This window comes from Halomonas sp. KO116 (assembly GCF_000734975.2).
Taxonomy (GTDB): domain Bacteria; phylum Pseudomonadota; class Gammaproteobacteria; order Pseudomonadales; family Halomonadaceae; genus Vreelandella; species Vreelandella glaciei.
Genome location: NZ_CP011052.1, coordinates 3,099,646 through 3,115,480 on the forward strand (window position 1 = coordinate 3,099,646; position 15,835 = coordinate 3,115,480).

General features: G+C 53.3%; 11 protein-coding genes and 1 tRNA gene. 2 read left to right on the forward strand and 10 right to left on the reverse strand.

Annotation, left to right across the window (positions count from 1 at the left end):
* Position 1 precedes the first annotated feature (1 nt).
* The 10 genes from KO116_RS14355 to KO116_RS14405 all read right to left on the reverse strand — a co-directional run bounded on the left by KO116_RS14355 (position 2) and on the right by KO116_RS14405 (position 12,065).
* The gene (locus tag KO116_RS14355; protein ID WP_045812141.1) at positions 2–940 is read right to left on the reverse strand and encodes an NAD(P)-dependent oxidoreductase; all 939 of its coding nucleotides are present in this window, start codon (positions 938–940) and stop codon (positions 2–4) included.
* Positions 937–2,322, reverse strand: a complete 1,386-nt coding sequence (locus KO116_RS14360; protein WP_035566728.1) for an amidohydrolase family protein — start codon at positions 2,320–2,322, stop codon at positions 937–939. The genes KO116_RS14355 and KO116_RS14360 overlap by 4 nt, the downstream gene beginning before the upstream one ends.
* Positions 2,319–3,398, reverse strand: a complete 1,080-nt coding sequence (locus KO116_RS14365) for a maleylacetate reductase (RefSeq protein ID WP_035566731.1) — start codon at positions 3,396–3,398, stop codon at positions 2,319–2,321. The genes KO116_RS14360 and KO116_RS14365 overlap by 4 nt, the downstream gene beginning before the upstream one ends.
* 72 nt (positions 3,399–3,470) lie before the next feature.
* Complete coding sequence (locus KO116_RS14370; protein ID WP_045812142.1) at positions 3,471–5,027, reverse strand: sugar ABC transporter ATP-binding protein; 1,557 nt, start codon at positions 5,025–5,027, stop codon at positions 3,471–3,473.
* Positions 5,024–5,983 (reverse strand): ABC transporter permease, encoded by a 960-nt coding sequence (locus KO116_RS14375; protein ID WP_035566735.1) that lies wholly within the window; start codon positions 5,981–5,983, stop codon positions 5,024–5,026. The genes KO116_RS14370 and KO116_RS14375 overlap by 4 nt, the downstream gene beginning before the upstream one ends.
* A 16-nt stretch (positions 5,984–5,999) precedes the next feature.
* On the reverse strand, positions 6,000–6,947 hold the full coding sequence (locus tag KO116_RS14380) for an ABC transporter permease (RefSeq protein WP_035566896.1): 948 nt from the start codon (positions 6,945–6,947) through the stop codon (positions 6,000–6,002).
* 235 nt (positions 6,948–7,182) lie between these two features.
* Positions 7,183–8,121 (reverse strand): sugar ABC transporter substrate-binding protein, encoded by a 939-nt coding sequence (locus KO116_RS14385; protein WP_035566738.1) that lies wholly within the window; start codon positions 8,119–8,121, stop codon positions 7,183–7,185.
* Between the two features lie 794 nt (positions 8,122–8,915).
* Positions 8,916–8,992, reverse strand: a tRNA-Arg gene (locus tag KO116_RS14395).
* A gap of 65 nt (positions 8,993–9,057) precedes the next feature.
* A complete protein-coding gene (locus tag KO116_RS14400) occupies positions 9,058–10,005 on the reverse strand; it encodes an AEC family transporter (protein WP_035566740.1) in 948 nt (315 codons plus the stop codon).
* A gap of 146 nt (positions 10,006–10,151) precedes the next feature.
* A complete protein-coding gene (locus tag KO116_RS14405) occupies positions 10,152–12,065 on the reverse strand; it encodes a sensor domain-containing diguanylate cyclase (protein ID WP_082072597.1) in 1,914 nt (637 codons plus the stop codon).
* A gap of 517 nt (positions 12,066–12,582) precedes the next feature.
* Between KO116_RS14405 and KO116_RS14410 the strand changes: the two genes are divergently transcribed.
* On the forward strand, positions 12,583–14,589 hold the full coding sequence (locus KO116_RS14410; RefSeq protein ID WP_035566745.1) for a capsular polysaccharide biosynthesis protein: 2,007 nt from the start codon (positions 12,583–12,585) through the stop codon (positions 14,587–14,589).
* Position 14,590: 1 nt separating this feature from the next.
* Complete coding sequence (locus KO116_RS14415; protein ID WP_035566746.1) at positions 14,591–15,832, forward strand: capsule biosynthesis protein; 1,242 nt, start codon at positions 14,591–14,593, stop codon at positions 15,830–15,832.
* Positions 15,833–15,835 lie beyond the last annotated feature (3 nt).

The following is a 15,835-nucleotide window of genomic DNA, read 5'->3' on the forward strand; positions in this document are numbered from 1 at the left end:
CTTATTGCCCCCTATGCGGTGCGGGTGTCGGCTCACCGAGCCCCGAAAGTCGCTCGGTGTGGTGTACGGTAGCGATATAGTCATCATCGCCATGGCCGGTGGCGATAAGCGCGGTATAGGCTTCGCGCATTTGGGCGGCCAGTGGCGTTGTGACCCCGGAGGTGTGGGCGCAATCAAGTATCAGATCGAGATCTTTGGCCATTTGGGCAGCGGAAAATGTCGAGGTGAAATCGCGCTGGGAAAGTGGCGGCACCTTGTACTTCACCATCGGTGAACCCACCGCGCTGTCGGAAATAAGCGTCAACATGGCGTCCCATTCAATGTTGCCTTTGCGCGCCAGGGTCAGCGCTTCACTCATCATTCCGGCACTGACGGCAATCATCAGGTTAATCGCCAGCTTGGCGACCCGAGCCTGCTCTTCATCGCCCAGCCAATATTGTGCTTTGGTAAAGGCTTCAAACACGGGTTTGGCGGATGCCAGTGCATCGCGGGGGCCAGATACCATCGCCGACAGCGTGCCTGCCTCAGCCGCCACGGGGTTCCCCGACACGGGGCTACGCAAATACGAGATGCCATGAGCCTTGGCCGCTTCGGCCACGCGGGCAGACGCTTCAACACTCACCGTACTGGTCTCGACCAAGATACTCCCGGGCATCATATGACGAACCAGCTCGCCCGCTTCAAGGCAAAGCGCGATTAAAGCGCGGTCGTCGGGAATCGAGACAAACACCAGATCACAATCAGCCACCGCACTGGCAAGCTGCTGATGGGGCGTGACTCCTAACGCTGCGGCCAACGCGAGGCGCTCGCTGGAAAGGTCAAATCCTTGTACCGCGGTTCCTGCCTGGATAATTCTGGCGGCCATGGGCAAGCCCAGCTTACCCAAGCCCACCCAAGCCACCTTAGGTGGCGAAGGGCGCGTGGTGGAAACGGTTGTCATTGGTTTGCCTCCTGTGTCGAGTGGGCTTCACGCGCCAGCAGTTCGGCGTGAATACGGTGGCCAGACTTAGCAAGCTCAGCGATACCTTGCTCGGTATTAATCAACAGGCGGCCGCTGCGCTTTTTGAACTGCCCGGCCACCATGACGCTGTCGATGTTAGCTAGGCTTGTCTGCATCACCACCGTAGAAACTGGGTCATTGACCGGCTGCATATTGAGCTTGTTGCTGTCGATCAGCACCAAGTCGGCCTGCTTGCCTGGCGTAAGGCTGCCAATGCGGGCATCGAGTCCAAGAGCTTTCGCCCCATCCAGCGTGATCCAGCCAAGCGCTTCTCGGGTAGTAATAGTCGAGGTGTCCGGTATCTTGCCTTGCTCCCGACGTGAAGCATCGTTATCCAGGGAACGCTGCATCCCCAGTGCGGCACGGGCAACACTGAACATGTCACCCGAAAGTACAGACTCAAGATCAACCCCCAGAGACACCACCCCGCCGTGCTGGCGTACCAGCCCAGTGACTGGAAAGCCGTGGCCTTGGGTCATCTCGTTTTCCGGTGCAATCGAGAACGTCACACCACTGGCGCAGAACCGTGACATCTGGCCGTCATCCAGGCTTTGGCCATGCACAATGTTGATATCGGGCCCCAGCAAACCACGGCTTTCAACTTCATCCCAGGCGCCCGGCGCTACCGCCGCGCCCCCGCCCTGATGCATCGAAGCCACAAGGCCAAACTCTTTCGCCAGGGCAAAGTCTTTCAAGGTAACGTCAAGGGTTGAATAGTGAGGGCCAAGGATGGCCATGCCTAAAGTGACAAGCCCCTTTGGATTCGCCAGCTCACCCTTTAACAGCCGTTTTATTTCATGGCGTGGGTGGGGGATCTCACTAAAATGCGGCTGGCCAGGCTGTGGGTCCGGTTTCGGTGAGCCGTGCATAAACAGCGCCCGTATTCCGGACTCTTTTAGCCCACTCACGGCAGCGTCTGTGTGGTCTGGGCTAGGGTTGTTATGACACCAGTCACCTAATGTGGTGGTGCCACAGTTAAGCTGATTAATCGCGCCCATACGGGTCGCAATATAAATGTCATTGGGCGTGAATAGCGCCGCCAGACCGCGGTGGACGTGGCGAAAATACTCAAGCAGCGTCCAGTTGGCGGCAACGCCACGCAGCCCGGTCTGCCAGGTATGCATATGCGCATTCACCAACCCAGGGATGAGAATACCGCCAGCACAGTCAATAACCTCTGCGCCCTGCGCCTTGGGGTCATCGACCAGGCCATGGCCCACGGCGGCAAGGCGATCATCTTCAACCAGCACCTGGCCGTTGCTTAACTCGCCCAACTGCGAGTCCATGGTAATCACGGTAGCGTTAATGAAGAGCACTTTCATTGCGCACCCCCAGGTTGAGCGTGAGGGCGACGGCCCGCCTGGGCATCGCTGAGTAACTGCTGAATGCCCGTGGCTTCTATTTCGCGCGGATTCCAATAGGGGTTCTGAGTAGCGATCTCTGTGGCGCGCTCAACATCGGCGGGGGTAAAGCCAAGTTCAGCAAGCCCACTGGGTGCGCCAACTGCACGGCCTAAGTCATAAAGCCCAGCGGCGGCGTCCGAACAGCCCAGCGCACGGCCAATGCGAGCCATTGCGTCAGGCACGGCAGGGGCGTTATAAGCCAGTGCATGGGGCAGCACAATGGTGTGCGTCTCCGCATGGGGTAAGTTAAAAGAGCCGCCCAAGGTATGGCACAGCTTATGGTGCAACGACATCCCCACCGAGCCAAGGCACGTTCCGCACAACCAAGCGCCATACAGCGCATCAGAGCGCGCTTCTACATTGCTGGGGTCGTTAGCAATCACGGGCAGGCTTCTCGCCAGCGCCGCGATCCCCTCCTCTGCCATTAGCGCGATTACTGGGTTGCAGTCACGGGCATATAGCGCCTCTACCGCATGAGCTATCGCGTTAATGCCGCTGGTTCCGGACATCTCAGCGGGTAGCGTCAAGGTGAGATCCACGTCATAGATGACGGTTTCCGGCAGTACATCTAAAGTGCGCTGCGTCGTCTTGATACCGTCGCGGGTCTCCCCCAGGATCGGGGTCATTTCTGAGCCTGCATAGGTGGTAGGAATGGCGATCTGCGGCAAGCCGGTGCGCAGCGCGATCGCCTTGCCCAAACCAATCGTCGAGCCACCGCCAATGGCAATAGTGCAATCCACGTTCAGCTCTTTCACTACCTGCAAGGCATTGTCGGTCACGTCGACTGGCGTGTGCATGGCGGCGTCCGCGTAAACGCCTATGCCCTTCTCACCCAACTGCGCTAGTACGCGGCTTGCCTGCTCGTGCTGTTGAGGCGTGGCCAACACCAGGGCGCGTGAACAGCCTAGATGGTCAAGCTCTTCACTTAGACGCGACAAGGTTCCTCGGCCAAACACCACGCGGGATGGCAGGCCATCATAAACAAAGGGTTGCATAAAACATTCCTTATACGTTTGAAGTGGTCTGTATGTGCTCTTGGCAGAGCACATCAGTCGCAAAACGGCGAGCTAGCTCGCCTGCGCCTGCTTGCCCATTCCGGTAATTGCCTGAACCAGCTCGTCCTCGCTGACGTTGTCACCATCAAACTCAGCGGTAACGCGACCGTCGTACATAGCGATAATGCGGTTACTCAGGCCAAGCACCTCGGGCATCTCGGAAGAGATCACCAGCACCGCATAGCCAGATTTGGCCAGGTCTTTAACCAGGGTGTGGATTTCCGACTTGGATCCCACATCAATGCCTCGGGTTGGCTCATCAAGAATCAATAGCTTGGGGTGGGTATGCAGCCATTTGCCGATGACGATCTTCTGCTGGTTACCACCGCTCAGGTTGCCCACTTTTTGGCGCCAGCTGGGGGTTTTGATTTTCATCGCCTGATGGTATTTGTCGTACACCTCACGCTCTTTGGCACTCGCCATAAAGCCCAGTGACGACACGCTAGAAAGGCTTGCCAGAGTCATGTTGTCTCGGCAGTTCATTCCCAGAATCAGTCCCTGATCCTTGCGGTCTTCAGGCACCAAAGCAACGCCATGAACCACGGCGTCATGGGAGTTACGGAAGGACAACACCTTGCCGTCTAACACCACCTCGCCAGTGGAAGGCGTGCGCAGTCCGAAGATGGTTTCTGCGACCTCAGAGCGGCCCGCGCCTACCAGGCCGTACATGCCCACAATTTCACCCTTGCGAACATTAAAGCTGACGTTCTCGAATACGCGCTTCACCGAGAGGTTGCGCACTTCCAACAAATTGTCGCCAAAGTTACTCGGTTTGCTGGCATGATCGAGCTCCAAACTGCGGCCGATCATCATTCGAGTGATCTCGTCCTCGTTGGTATCCGCTGTATTGACGGTTCCGGTGTATTCACCATCCCGCAGTACGGAAATACGGTGTGATAAGTGAAAAATTTCATCCATGCGGTGGGAGATATAAACAATCCCCACGCCTTGCTCGCACAGCGAATTGATCACGTCATAGAGCACTGGTTTTTCATGGTCAGTGAGCGATGCCGTCGGTTCATCGAACACCACTACGCGCGGGGTAAACGCCAACGCTCGGCCAATTTCGACCATCTGTTTCTTAGCAATCGACAGCGATCCCACTAAGTCATCGTGTTGAAAACCACACTTAAGCGTCTCAAGAATCTTATTGGTATCCTCGCGCAGCTTGCGCCAGTCAACGCGATTGAACGGCTTTCTTGGCAGGCTGCCGAGAAAGATGTTTTCGGCCACCGTCATTTCGGGTACCAGCGACTGCTCTTGATGAATCAGCACGACGCCTGCCCGCTTGGCATGCTTGGGGTTTTCAAAGGCCATTTCCTGACCAGCAAGAATGATCTTTCCTTCATTCGCTTGGTGCTTACCCGCTAGCACTTTCATTAGTGTCGACTTGCCTGCCCCATTTTCGCCAAGCAGGGCATGCACTTCCCCAGGCCGCACGTCAAAATCCACACTATTTAGGGCAACCACCCCAGGAAAACGCTTGGTGATACCTTCAAGCCGCAGTATCGGTTCAGCGTTAATCGGCTGTCGTTTGTTAGATGAAAAGTCGTGTTGTGAAGGGCTCATATCCGCACCTCCTTAGCCGAGGGTGCATTAAGCTTCTTGTCGATAATCAGCACCGAGATGAGGATAGCGCCGAGAATGACCAGCACATAAAACGCGGGCACCTGCATCATGTTCATGCCGTTGCGCAGAATACCGATGGCCAGCACACCGCCTAGGGTGCCGACGATGCTGCCGTAACCACCGGTTAACTTGGTACCGCCTAATACCACTGCGGTAATCACCCAGAGCTCATAGTCACGACCCAGATTGGGTGTCGCAGCCCCCATCTGGCTAGCTAACAGCACCCCTGCCAGTGCAGCAAAGAAGCCCACAATAATGAAATTAATCATCATATGGCGCCCTAACCGAATGCCTGCATCAATCGATGCTTCAGGGTTGCCGCCCACCGCATAGGTGTTGCGCCCATGGCCGGTTCGGGTCAGCACTAGGTGCATGATCAATGTGCAAATCAGGAAGATAATAGCTAATACTGGAAAAGGTCCGATGGTGCTGGCACCAAAGTCAGAGAAGGCGAAATTCATCGCATAAAACGACTGTTCACCGGTGTATAGAAAGATTAACCCCCTTACACCCAACATGGCACCTAGCGTCACGATGAACGCATTAACGCCCGTCTTCCAAACAATCAGGCCGTTAATCGCGCCCAGCAACACACCTGAACCGAGTGCCGCAAGAATCGCCAGTGTCATGCTCGTCTCTTGCAACCCGACTGCCAATGAAGCCGCTAGCCCCAAGGTCGCACCGACCGACAAATCAATATTGCCGTTGATCATGACAAGCGTCATGCCAAGGGCAATCAGGCCAATGGTGGAGGTTTGCACCAGAATATTGGCGAGATTGCCAAACGACAGGAAGTACTCCGACATGAAGCTAAAGAAAATAAAGATGGCGATAACAAACACCCAGATCGGTTGGATAGCCGTTCTACCACGGAAGAACCCTTTTAAACTTGTCATGTGTTACTCCTCCGCGTTATGAGTGGGTCGTTAGCAAGCGCTTGCGCTTGTTGGCGAGGTCCAGCCATACGGCCAGGATGATGATGACCCAGGTCACGATCCACTGGATGTAATAGGGGTAGCCCATCAACAGCAGGCCATTCTGAATAAAGCCCAGGATCAGCACGCCAATCACGGTTTTCCAGATGCTGCCAGCGCCCCCCAGCAGGCTAGTACCACCCAGGATGATCCCGGCCAGCACCAGCAGCTCATAACCTTGGCCAACATTGTTCTGTGAGCCCATTACCCGCGAGCCAAGAACAAGTGCCGCACACGCCACACAGAACGCTGAGATTAGATAGGTGCTGAACACGCACCAGTTCTTGCGAATGCCCGAATAAACGGCAGCCATGGGATTGCCACCGACAGCAAAGATGCGACGTCCGTAGCCTGTGTAGCTCATCACCACTTGAACCAGAATGGCCAGCAAACCAAACAGCAAGATAGGGACAGCAATCCCCGCCATATAGCCACGCCCAAAGAACGCAAACCACGTGCCGTCCTGATTCGCGATATCAACGTTCTGGCCACCGCTGTAGATCAGCACGAAGCCTTGGATGGCAGACAACATCGCCAGCGTGACAATCAGGGAGTTAAGGCGCAAAAAACCGATCAGAATGCCATTGACGGCACCCAGCATCAGCGTTAATGCAAACATCATCAGAATGGCCGTGGTGGGGCCAAGCTTATCGTGTAGGTCTACCACCAACACCGTCGAAAACGACAGCATCGACCCCACGGAAAGATCCAGATTACCGCCAATAATCACCACCGTGACACCTACGGCGATAATGCCAATAATCGAGGCTTGGCGAACCACGGTCATGATGTTTGACTGGGAAAGAAACTGCTCAGAAAAGAAAGAAAAAACGAACATGCCAACCAGGAAAAAGATGAGAATTCCCTGGGCCGATAGAAAACTCATGACGCTTGCTTTGCTAAGTTTTCCTGCCGGCAGATTGGATTTTGATTGTTCTGCGAAAGCCATGCTAATCACCTGTATAAAAACACCCCGGAACACCCGGTTAGCGCAATGGACAACGACATCATCCATAGACGCTTACCGTGAAATCCAGTGCAGAAACCCTACTTTCAGGTGCATGCTGGCTCCCAGAGACGACGCACTAAACGCAGCGCTCTGGGCAGCAGCATGCCTCGCTTCAGAAAACGGGACGATCGAACTCGCTCAGGTTTTCAGCAGTGATCTTGGGTGTCTCAAAGAAGTTCATCTTCGGCACTTCTTCTCCGGCTAACACATCCAAAGCCGTTTGTAGGGCGGCTTCCGCATCATCTACGGGAGACTGATAGATAGAACCGTAATACTCGCCACGCTCAATCGCGTCGTAACCAACGGCGAAATTCGTGGCACCAATGAAGATAATCTCATCGGCACGATCAGCGCCTTTCGCCGCATTCAATGCGCCGACCCCCATGTTGTCATCGCCGGAATAAACGCCGTCAATACGGTCATATTTAGTCAGGAAATCTTCCATCACCCGCTGAGCCCGCTCACGGTTCCAGTTACCGGGCTGCGTCTCCAGCAGCTCTACACCAGGGCAAGCTTCAGCAAGACGCACCTCGAAACCGGTCGCTCGCTCCATGGCGGTGGTGTAGCCCGGCTGGCCAGCAATCTGCACGATCTGCCCTTCGCCCCCGAGGGCATCACACATCATTTCCGCAGAGGCAATGCCTTGCTGAACATTATCTGGGCCTGAAAAGGCAGCGATGAATTCAAGACCCGCTTCAGCAATTTTGGAATTAGTCACGACGACAGGAATGCCCGCCTGATGAGCCTGACGAATAGCAGGAATTACGGCCTGCCCATTGGTTGGCCAAATGATAATGGCATCGACTTGCTGCTGGATAAGATCCTGCATTTGACCAATCTGACGAGCGACATCACCGCCGGCATCTAACACCACAATATCAACGTTGCCTGCCTCTTCAGCAGCAGCTTCAAACGCACTTTCATAGGTCGTTTGATAGCTATCCACACCCACGTTGTTTTGAGTAATGCCGATGCGGTAAGGGCCTTCAGCCTGCGCTGTTGTGATGGACATCATGATGACAGAGGCGGCAAGAGTGGTTTTCTTGAACATTGCGTTTCTCCTAGCGTTTTTAGTAATTGTTTTTTTAGCCTGCAAGGCAAGCTTGGATTGGAGCTTACTGCCGCGCTTCGTTTGCACACAACATGACCACCGTAGAGAAATGACCAAACTGGTTTTTTTAAGCTTTTCGTTCCGAATCAAGCGGTAGATTGATGAATCAGCAATCCTTCCGGAAATTCGGAGCGGCTATAAGCCTGGATTCAAGCAATAAGTGCATGGTGAGGCGCTGACTAATGGTCGAGTGTGGCGATGCGGCGTCACTCTTTAAGCCAGCAAAAGCAGCGTCCTACCGCATGTCGTGCCTATCACAGTCATGGCGCAGCTCACCGCTGTCACCTTCTTTATCAGCCACTCTATAGCGACTACGTCTGTGAGGACGCCTGACACTATGTGGCAGAGAGATTCTCTTCAACGTGAAAGCGAAGTGCCGAAAAGCTACTTGTTGGCTGGCGGGCAGGGTTAATGGCAGTGACCAAGTATGACGATCACACACCAAATGAATTGGGAGTTAAACCGAAGCGGCAACGGCCAAGGGCGAGGTCTAGCGGTTCTTTCGAGCCCCTTTTTTGCCGCCTTCAGCGGCAGCGCGTGTGGCTCGCACTGAAGTGGCATCTATCATCCACGTGTCCAGGGCCATAAGCCCATCCTCACGTAACTTGGGGCGCAAGCGAAAAGAGCCGCTTCAATGCAGTGCTTGTGAACACTAGGGGAACCACTAGGGGGGGAACTAAAGGCTTGAGTGGGGAACGCACTAGAGAATTACGTCATTAAGCCATGGATTTAATTGGCGTCCCTGGCAGGAGTCGAACCTGCGACCTGCCGCTTAGGAGGCGGCTGCTCTATCCTACTGAGCTACAGGGACAAACGTGGTCTTAACTTGCGGGCGCGTAGTATAACGCGTCGACTTAGGTAGGGCCAACCGAATGGCTATATCCAGCCCAGCAAACGCAGCGCGAAGATGCCTAGCGTGACAGTAATGCTCGCCATTAGCGTGGTGATGGCGATGATATTGGCTGCCAGGGCCACATTGCCGCCTATCGCTTTCACCATTACAAAGCTCGCCGCGGCAGTGGGGCTGGCGAAGAACAGGAACAGCAAGCCCAGCTGTTCGCCTGAAAACCCCATTAGCCAAGCCGCCACAGTAGAAAGTATCGGGAGCGTCACCATTTTCATCAAGCTAGCGCCGAGAGCCACCTGACTGCTGTCGCGCATGCTCGACACGGAGAGCGTCGCCCCAATACAAATCAACGCCAGCGGCAGTGTTAACGAGGCAAAATAGTCCCCAGAGGTAATCACCCAACTGGGTAGCGGGATCGACAGTGCCGTAAAGGGTAACGCCGCAAACACAGAAATAATCAGCGGATTTTTGGCGACATGCTTAAGCAGGCTGCGCCAATCGGTGGACTGGCCCGGTTGGTAGAAGGCCAACACGACAACCGAAAGCGCGTTATACGTCACAATCACCACACCCAGCAGCAGGCTACCCGCAGAAAGCCCGTAGTTCCCGTACATTCCCGCGGCCAACGCCAGCCCCACTATCCCGCAGTTGCCGCGAAACGCTCCTTGAACGTAAATGCCGCGATCCTGATGCACGACACGGTATCGCGCCCATACCCAGCTCAATAAAAACTGCCCCAACGTAGCCACGGCAAAAAACACCATCAGCGATACGTCTAGCGCAACGCTTAGATCGGCTTTGATTAAACTAAGGAAGATCAGCGTGGGGAGCGTTGCTTTAAATACCAGTGCGGAAGCGGTCGAGACAAAAGCGCTATCGATCCATTTCAAGCGCTTAAGGCCCAGGCCTATAAACACCATCGCAAAAACAGGCAGCGTAATATCCAGCGTGCGAGCAAACAGTTCAATTAGGTTCACAACAGTATCTCGATCAGCCTTGATTTTAAAAAACTGGCTTATAATAACAAATTCAGCACTTGCTTATATTCTACTGCTGGGCAAGTTTTGTCGACTTGTTAAGCACACCACAGGCATCAAAACGGCTTGGTGCATAGCGATAACTATTAAAACCGATCGAAAAGTTCCATGACATCATCATGACTTTGGGGCGGATTGACCACTACCCCATCTCGCCCTTGGCGTTTGGCTGCATAGCTGCCGGCATCGGCCCGCGCTAAGATATCCATCACATTGGTGTCGTCTTCATCAAAAGTGGTAACGCCGATGCTTAAAGTGACGACGTACTCTTTACCTTCATGTTCAACCGAGATTTCACCTACCGCTTTGCGCAATGATTCAGCTATTTTTTGCGCCTGGAGTAAAGTACAGCTGGGCAACAGCACGCCAAATTCATCACCGCCCTGCCTAGCGGCATGGTCACTACGACGCACTTCCCGGGCGACTACCTGAGCAATACGACGCAACATTTCATCTCCCAAGGCATGCCCACCTTCATCGTTGATGGGCTTAAAGTGATCTAAATCGAACAGCAAAAGAGCCGAAGGCGTGCTGGTTTTTTGGAAATCGGCAAAGGCTTCTTCAAGGCGGCGCTCAAAACCTCGACGATTTAACAAGCCAGTTAGCGGGTCATGTTCCGCTTCCCAACGCTGAATAGCCTCCTGCTCCCGGCGTTCTGTGATGTCTTTAACGACTCCTACCAACCCAAGTGTATGACCATCCTGGGAAAGCATGACCACACGAGCATGAATATCCAGCCACAGCAGCTCTTGATCGCTGCGTAAAAAGCGTAACTGACGCACAAAATCACTCCCCGTGCGTAAACTATGACGCCAGAGGTCTCTAGCCCCGTCGCGATCTTCTAATTGAATCTGTTCAAACCATGCTTCTAAAGGTAGATAAGAAGAAAACCCCAACAATTTCAAAAGTGCTGGATTCATATAGGTAATATCGCCATTAATGTCAGCAACAAACATTCCTTGGGGCACCGTGTTTAAAACAGAATCAAGAAAAGCTTCCCGCTCCTGAAGATTACTCATCAATAGCTGGCGCTCATTATCGACCCGGTTAAAGGTATATGCCACTTGCTGTAACTCGAGCATGTTGGTGGCAAGACTGACGCTTTCACGATGCCCTATCCCGACTTCTCCAATTTGGGTTTCTAAATGCTTAAGAGGAGAAAGGAGATGGCCTAACATCCACCATATTAAAGGGAACATCAGCAAAATCAATGCGATCCAAAGCCACCATAGCTGCTGAATAAAGCCTGCCAGTGGCAACTGTGCTTGATCAACCGGCAAATACAGCCCAATAATCCAACCTGCAGGCCACACTTGTGCATAGGATTGTAGTGCGGTTTGGCCGTCTAAAAGCTCACCGAAGCCATCTCCTTCCCAGCCATCTAACGCCAAGTCTAACCAAGGATTTAACGCCTTGTTCGGCACATCTAAGTTAACTAACGCACTATCTGGGTGATATAAGATTTTGCCAGACGCCGTTGCAACACTCGCGTAGCCATTCTCCCCCAAGCGTATCTTTGCAATACGTTCGAATAAACCGCTAGAGTTTAGGGCCACCACGCCACCCACAAACCCGGCAAACTGACCGTATACATCAGTTCGTGGCACACCAATGAGCACCATTGGCATACCAGTCACCCGCCCTACAAATGGTTCACTAACATAATTTTTTCGAGTGCCTCGCAGCACCTCGAAGTACTCAAGATGCGCGGTTTCAAGGCCAGCACGACCTTCTACCTCCGGCCAGTCAACTAACACGTGTCCACTAGAATCGACGACTATAAGCGTCTCAAACCATGTCATTAAAGCATCATTATCACGCAAGGCCTTGAGTAGTGCCTCAGCATCATTATTGTCACCAAGAATGGCATCGAGCCTTTCAAGTGCATGAATACGCAACTCAACTTGCTGGGTAACTTCGCTAGCAAGAAGAGAGGCCTCATAACGCAGATGGGTCATATTCGTCTGATGCACCATCGCTTTACCAAGCTGCCACGACATGCCCAATACCAATGTCACGACTAAAGCCCAAGTAAGCGCTAGCCCCAGCAGTAGCCTGCCTCTTAATGAGCGAGGGAGGAGTATGACTTTCATAGAAACAATTGCACGCACCTAGCGAACTTGATATGCATTAAAACTCATTTATTGAGATGGGCAGGCAAGTATTGTCTAAATACTTTCAACAACCAACTTATAGAAAGTATTACCTATGTGATCGTTGATGTACATCAACCATACATAGCTTTTGTTAATGCCCGAGCTGGAGAGTGCGCACAGGCAAGCTTATCGAGATGGGCCCGCCTCCTGGGTACTTTTTTTATTGACTGGTAAACAATTTAGTAGCCTTTCATGGAAAAACTATAAAATATTATAAATACAATATAGGTTCGCGGCTCAGCCCGCCCTATTGCCACTTCCTTCCATGGCTTTTCAGGGAGTTGTGAATTGATAACCCTAGCCAATTCACGTATGTTCGCCCACCTATCCTTCATCCTGCTACATTACTGCGGCCTTACTGATGGCAAAACGAACAGCCGGTTATACATCCTCGGGTATTCGCAAACTGGTCGCCCTGACCACGCTGCTGCCCGAATTTGATCGTTTTGTCCACCTCAACCCATTGAAGCCGAAGCCGAATGCTGTCATTGGTTGGGGGTTAAAGCCCACCAGCCTTCGTGCCAGACAGTATGCAAAACGACATCAGTTACCTTATATCGCGCTAGAGGATGGCTTTATACGCTCGCTAGGTTTGGGTGTAGACGGCTTTCAACCGCACAGCTTGGTCGTCGATGAAACCGGCATTTATTACGATGCGTCACGCCCTTCTGATTTGGAAAACTGGCTCAACACAGCCAGCTTCAACGATGAAGAGTTAGTCCAAGCAGAACGCTGCATGGCGCTGATCACCCGCTATCGTCTCTCCAAATATAACCATGCCCCCGACCAGCCGCTTCAGGTCTCGAGCCGAGCCCGCGTATTAGTGGTTGACCAAACCGCTGGAGATGCTTCTATTTATTACGGCGGCGCCCAAGCGGAAAGTTTTCAGAAAATGCTGGAAGCCGCGTTAGAAGCGCATCCCGAAAGCGACATTTTGGTCAAGATCCACCCCGATGTTATCGCGGGCAAAAAACAGGGCCATCTGCTTAATGCCGCTGACCACCCCCGCTGCCGGGTAATCAGTGAAGACCTTAATCCCTGGACACTGTTTGACCAAGTTGATCACGTTTACGTCGTGACCAGCCAACTGGGCTTTGAAGCGTTGCTTGCTGGTAAGCAGGTACACTGCTTTGGCATTCCGTTTTATTCAGGCTGGGGCCTCACCCATGATCAAGTGGCCTGCCACCGTCGCCGCATTAAACGCCCATTAGTTGAAGTGTTTGCCGCTGCTTATTTACGCTATTGTCGCTACGTTAATCCTTACACTCGACAATCTGTCACGCTAGAAGAGACCATCGCCTTGATCGCCGACCAAAGGCGCCAGCAGGAGCGCTACCGGGGAAACTGGCGGGCATGCGGGTTTTCCTCATGGAAACGGCGCTTTATCGGCGATTTTTTAGGCCCCGCCGCTCAAGTAAATTATCATGCTAAATTACCCGCCAGCGAACAGCCCGAAGAGCATCTGCTGGTATGGTCAAGCCGCATTGATGCTGATTTTAAACATCAGCACTCCCAACACATGGCCAAACTATGGCGCATGGAAGATGGCTTCATCCGCTCGGTGGGACTCGGGGTCGACCTCACCCAGCCATTGTCGCTGGTGATTGATTCCCAAGGCATCTATTACGACCCCAGTCAGCCCAGTGATTTAGAAACCCAGCTTAATCATGCTCACTTTAGCAACGACCTGCTGCTGCGTGCCCAATATTTGCGTAAACGGCTAGTGGCGCTCAAGCTCTCAAAGTACAACGTAGGTGGTCAGGCTACTATTAGGCTGCCCAAAGGGCGCCACACCATACTGGTGCCCGGCCAAGTAGAAAGCGACGCCTCGATTGCTACCGGCTCCCCGCACATCAATACCAATAGCGGGCTGCTTAGTGCCGTCCGGAGCGCGCATCCAGATGCCTTTATTGTCTACAAAGCCCACCCGGATGTAGTAAGCGGTGCACGTATTGGAGCACTCGATACCAACGCAAAACGCCTGTATGATCTAGACGCCAGTGATATTGACATTGCAACCCTGCTAGAGCGCGTCGATGCGGTTCATACGATGAGCTCTTTAACCGGCTTTGAAGCACTGCTACGCAAGCGGGAAGTCACCACCTACGGCCTGCCATTTTATGCGGGCTGGGGGCTAACCCAGGATGCGCTTAGCTGCCCACGCCGCATGCGCTCACTCTCGTTGGATGCGCTGGTGGCTGGCACGTTGATTCTTTACCCCGGCTATGTAGACCCAACGACCCGCCAGCTATGCAATGCTGAAACCGTCGTCAGCCTGTTGGAACAGGCAAGAACACAAAAAAACACCCTTACATGGAAACAGCATCTCTACCGCTGTTATCGTAATTTGTTGATCGGAAGGCATTGAGTTGAAGCATCAGAAGCGTGCATTCTTATTTTTGCAGGGCGTTTGCTCACCGTTTTACCAGCGCTTGGCCAAGCGTTTGGTCAACGATGGGCACCGTGTCGTTAAGGTCAACTTCAATGCTGGCGATATCGCCTACTGGCAGCGCACCCATGGCGAAAGCCACTTGTTTCGCGGCCCACTGGCCGAACTACCCGGCTATATCCAACATCTGTGGCAGCAGTACGCAATTACCGACCAAGTCGTGTTCGGTGACCGCCGCCCCATTCACCGCCCCGCCGTCGATAATGCCGCCGCCGCAGGCGTACGCACCCATGTATTTGAAGAAGGCTACTTTCGCCCGTTCTGGATCACCCTGGAGCGCGAAGGCGTTAACGGCCACTCGCTGCTGCCCCGTGACCCAAGCTGGTTTTATGAAACCGGCAAAGCGCTGCCCAAGCCATCGGCACCCGTGCACTTTCGGTCTTCTTTCAAAATCCGTGCGGTGCATGATGTTGGCTACCACTTGGCTGGTTTGGCCAATCCACTTATTGCACCGCGCTACCGCAATCACGCGCCGATCACGGCCCCTGTTGAGTACGCGGGCTACCTGAAGCGCTTCGCCCAGTTAAAAGCCGTTTGGAAAAAACGCGATGCCGAACGCATCAAGGTATTGATAGAAAGTGGCCGCCCCTATTTTATACTGCCGCTACAGTTAAATAGCGATGCGCAAATTCGCGATCACTCACCCTACGCCAATATGCAACAAGTGATGGACGATGTGATGGCATCGTTTGCTAAACACGCGCCCAGCGATTCACAGCTATGTATTAAGAACCACCCACTGGATATGGGGCTGGTCAACTACCCCAAAATCATTCAACAGCTTTCTGAATGCCACGGCCTGCAAGGGCGTATCGTCTATTTAGAGTCTGGGGATCTCAACGCCCTGCTCAAACATGCTAGAGGCAATGTAACCGTTAACAGCACCGTGGGCATCGTATCGCTGGAAAAGAATTGTCCAACCTTTGCGCTTAGCGATCCCATCTATAATCTGGATGGGTTAACCTACCAAGGTGACTTAGCGGATTTTTGGCAGCAGCCGCAGCCGCCTGACAGAGAGCTATTTGGCTATTTTCGAAAAACGGTGATGCACACTGTGCAGGTCAATGGCGGTTACTACTGCCAACCCGGTATTGATTTAGCGGTAGATAACGCCGCCCGCATACTCGAAGCCTGCCCCTCGCCGCTGGAGAAGTTGTTGTGAATG

Bases quoted from the DNA above. Each gene is read 5' to 3' on its own strand.
- KO116_RS14360 (WP_035566728.1), bottom strand. From the start codon at position 2,322: ATGAAAGTGCTCTTCATTAACGCTACCGTGATTACCATGGACTCGCAG.
- KO116_RS14355 (WP_045812141.1), bottom strand. From the start codon at position 940: ATGACAACCGTTTCCACCACGCGCCCTTCGCCACCTAAGGTGGCTTGG.
- KO116_RS14370 (WP_045812142.1), bottom strand. From the start codon at position 5,027: ATGAGCCCTTCACAACACGACTTTTCATCTAACAAACGACAGCCGATT.
- KO116_RS14410 (WP_035566745.1), top strand. From the start codon at position 12,583: ATGGCAAAACGAACAGCCGGTTATACATCCTCGGGTATTCGCAAACTG.
- KO116_RS14375 (WP_035566735.1), bottom strand. From the start codon at position 5,983: ATGACAAGTTTAAAAGGGTTCTTCCGTGGTAGAACGGCTATCCAACCG.
- KO116_RS14365 (WP_035566731.1), bottom strand. From the start codon at position 3,398: ATGCAACCCTTTGTTTATGATGGCCTGCCATCCCGCGTGGTGTTTGGC.
- KO116_RS14380 (WP_035566896.1), bottom strand. From the start codon at position 6,947: ATGAGTTTTCTATCGGCCCAGGGAATTCTCATCTTTTTCCTGGTTGGC.
- KO116_RS14385 (WP_035566738.1), bottom strand. From the start codon at position 8,121: ATGTTCAAGAAAACCACTCTTGCCGCCTCTGTCATCATGATGTCCATC.
- KO116_RS14405 (WP_082072597.1), bottom strand. From the start codon at position 12,065: ATGTCGTGGCAGCTTGGTAAAGCGATGGTGCATCAGACGAATATGACC.